At 29.4% G+C, this 3068-nt stretch carries 3 protein-coding genes; 2 read left to right on the forward strand and 1 reads right to left on the reverse strand.

The features are described from left to right. Nucleotides 1–223: 223 nt before the first annotated feature. Both cofC and thiD read left to right on the forward strand, forming a co-directional pair. Nucleotides 224–931: a 2-phospho-L-lactate guanylyltransferase gene (gene cofC / locus Q0138_RS07085; RefSeq protein WP_297982607.1), complete on the forward strand. Its 708-nt coding sequence runs from the start codon at nucleotides 224–226 to the stop codon at nucleotides 929–931. A gap of 30 nt (nucleotides 932–961) precedes the next feature. Beyond that, a complete protein-coding gene (thiD, locus tag Q0138_RS07090) occupies nucleotides 962–1792 on the forward strand; it encodes a bifunctional hydroxymethylpyrimidine kinase/phosphomethylpyrimidine kinase (protein WP_297982609.1) in 831 nt (276 codons plus the stop codon). Nucleotides 1793–2152: 360 nt separating this feature from the next. Here the strand turns inward: thiD and Q0138_RS07095 are convergent, their stop codons facing one another. Next, nucleotides 2153–2905, reverse strand: a complete 753-nt coding sequence (locus Q0138_RS07095; protein ID WP_297982613.1) for an ABC transporter ATP-binding protein — start codon at nucleotides 2903–2905, stop codon at nucleotides 2153–2155. Between the last annotated feature and the right edge of the window lie 163 nt (nucleotides 2906–3068).

The raw sequence follows: 3068 nt of genomic DNA on the forward strand, positions 1-3068 counted from the left end.
ATAAAACATCTAAAATAAAACATATAAATTCAGATTTTTATAAAAAAAATATAAAACATTTAAAATAAAACATATAAATTCAGATTTTTTAAAAAAATGTAAAACATTAATGCAAAAAAGATTTTTATGAGTTAATTCTCATAAAAACTATTTATTTTTTAAATACAAAAATAGTTTTAATACAATAAAACTTTATAATTATTTCCAAATTATGAGTGATAATATGGATAAGATTTATGCAATCATTCCTGTAAGTCAATTTGCAAATGCAAAAACAAGACTGTCTCCATTTTTATCCCCTGAGGAAAGGGAAAATCTCTTAAAGGCAATGCTTAAAGACATTGCAAATGCATTAAAACCAATAGTCGACAAGATAATAATCATCAGTAAGGATCAAGATGTTCTTGATTTTGCAGAGGAATTGGAGCTTACAACAATAATAGAGGAAGATGACAATAATAAAAAAGTCTTGAAGGCCTCAGACAATAGCGGATTAAACAGAGCCTTAAAACAGGCCATGAAATGGTCAAGAACAAAAACAAGGAAAGTTATCATATTGCCTTCAGACATTCCATTAATCGGAAAGACCAATTTAAAACTACTTATTGACCATGCAAAGAAACTGGACTTCATCATTGTTCCGTCAAAGGGCGGAGGAACAAATACATTAATAACAAAGCCTTTGGCAATTGACATGAAATTTGGAGAGTTTTCATTCCAAAAACACATTGAGGAAGCTGAAAAGAAAAAGCTGACACCTCTTGTCCACGATTCATTTTACATGGCACTTGATGTTAATACAACTGAAGACCTTGGGGAAATCATGATCCATGGAAATGGAACAGAAACCAAAAGATATTTGGAATCCCTTGGAATAAAGGTAGAATCAATCCACGGCCATGAAAGACTAAAGGTCACCAGAGAAAATTAAATAAAAACAAAAAAAACAAGATGTGATATAATGATAGGATTGTCAATAGCTGGATTCGACCCCTCAGGAGGTGCAGGAATATTAACAGACATTAAAACAATGGCTGCACATGGAGTTCACGGAACCAGTGTTGTAACAGCATTAACTGCTCAAAATCCTAAAAAAGTGTTTTCTGTCCAACCTATAAGCACCTCATATATATCTGAACAGATAGATTCTATTTTTGATGAGTATAATATCAAATACTCAAAGACAGGCTTATTATACTCAAAAGAAATCATCCAACTTGTAAGTAAATCAATCGACAAATACGATTTAAAGACAGTTGTTGATCCAGTGATGGTGGCAAGTGCAGGAGACCAGCTTGCAAAGGACAAATTGGCAGATTCAATGAACAAATATCTGCTTGAAAAGACAATCCTGGTTACACCAAATCTTCATGAAGCTGAAAAATTGGCAAATATTAAAATAGAAAGCATTGATGATGCAATTGAGGCAGCTTCAAAAATAGGAAAGAAGACAAATGTCATTATTACAGGGGGACATCTTAACGGAAACAATGTAATATACACCAAGGAAAATGACAATATCACCATAATCAAGCAGGAACTGATTAAAACAGACAATCTTCATGGAACAGGCTGCAGCCTATCTGCTGCAATTACAGCTAACCTGATTTTAATTGAGAATAATGGATTAAATGAAAAGCAAAACCCTGAAAATGTCAATAAGGAAAGCCCTGAAGATGAAAAATTATTGTTGGCCATTGGAAATGCAACAAAATTCATTTACGAATCTGTAAAACATGGCAGATTCGGAACTTTAAATCCTAATTTTAACAGTAATTTAGACTTAATCTAAAGTTTAAATACAATTTTAATAATAATTTAGACTTAATTTAATCAAAACATGATTTTAATACTAATTCAAACTTAATTTAATATTAAAACCTAATTTTAACCATATTTTTTCAAAATATATAAAAATATATGAATAATGAATAAATGAATAAATGAATAATAAATTAAGTTTAAAACTTAAAAAAAAGTATTATAATAAATAAAATTATAAAAAAAGTAAAAATAGCTATTTTTAAAAGAAATAATAAAAAATAAAAAGAAAAAATTAAAAATAAAAATTAAAATTAAAATTAAAAATAAAAAATAAAAAAAGATTATAAAAAAAGATTAAAAAAAAGATTATAAAAAAAGAAATAGAAACCTAAGGTTCCCAAATTCCTAATAATTGTTCAATCTGATCCTGGAAGTCTAAAAATTCTCTAGATTCTCTTTGTCTAGGTCTTTCAAGAGGAACTTCAACGATTTCCTGAATTCTACCCGGATTCTTATCCATAATCACAATCTTGTCTGCAAGATAAACAGCCTCATCAACGTCGTGAGTAACAAAAATAATAGTTGTTTTAAATCTTTTCCATACTCCGATCAATTGTTCCTGCAAGCTGTGACGATTTATCATATCCACTGCTGAAAACGGTTCATCCATAAGTAAAACAGGAGTGTGATTTAATAAAGAACGAATAATAGCCACTCTCTGTTTCATACCACCAGACAATTCATGAGGATAACTGTATTTAAAGTCTGCCAAACCTACTCTTTCCAAATATCTTTCAGCAGCAGCCAAATTCTCTTCCTTATTTGAATCCTTATCTAAATTTAATCCAAACATTACATTATCTAAAACATTTAACCAAGGGAATAAGGAATATTGTTGGAAAATAAATCCTCTGTCCTTGGAAGGGCCTGTTACGAGTTCTCCCCTATCATGAATTTCCCCTTCATCAGGCTTTTCCAAACCACCAATCATTCTTAAGAGAGTGGTCTTTCCACAACCGGAAGGTCCCAATAGACAAATCAATTCTCCATCATCAATATGTAAATCCACATTTTTCAATGCGATAAAATCCTTATCTTTAGTAATAAATGATTTAGAAACATTATTAATATCAATTGCCAATATAAACACCTTTTTTTTAAAATTAATATCCTAGATTGCTAAAAATTCATTTTATCAAGAGTTTTAATTAAAGTATTTGCCCAATAGAAAATAATAAAAATATTTACAAATTAGGAAAAACAATTAAAGTATTTGCCCAATAGAAAATAATAAAAATATTTAC

The sequence above is a fragment of the uncultured Methanobrevibacter sp. genome, assembly GCF_937906425.1.
Taxonomy (GTDB): domain Archaea; phylum Methanobacteriota; class Methanobacteria; order Methanobacteriales; family Methanobacteriaceae; genus Methanobrevibacter.

Bases quoted from the DNA above. Each gene is read 5' to 3' on its own strand.
- cofC (WP_297982607.1), top strand. From the start codon at position 224: ATGGATAAGATTTATGCAATCATTCCTGTAAGTCAATTTGCAAATGCA.
- thiD (WP_297982609.1), top strand. From the start codon at position 962: ATGATAGGATTGTCAATAGCTGGATTCGACCCCTCAGGAGGTGCAGGA.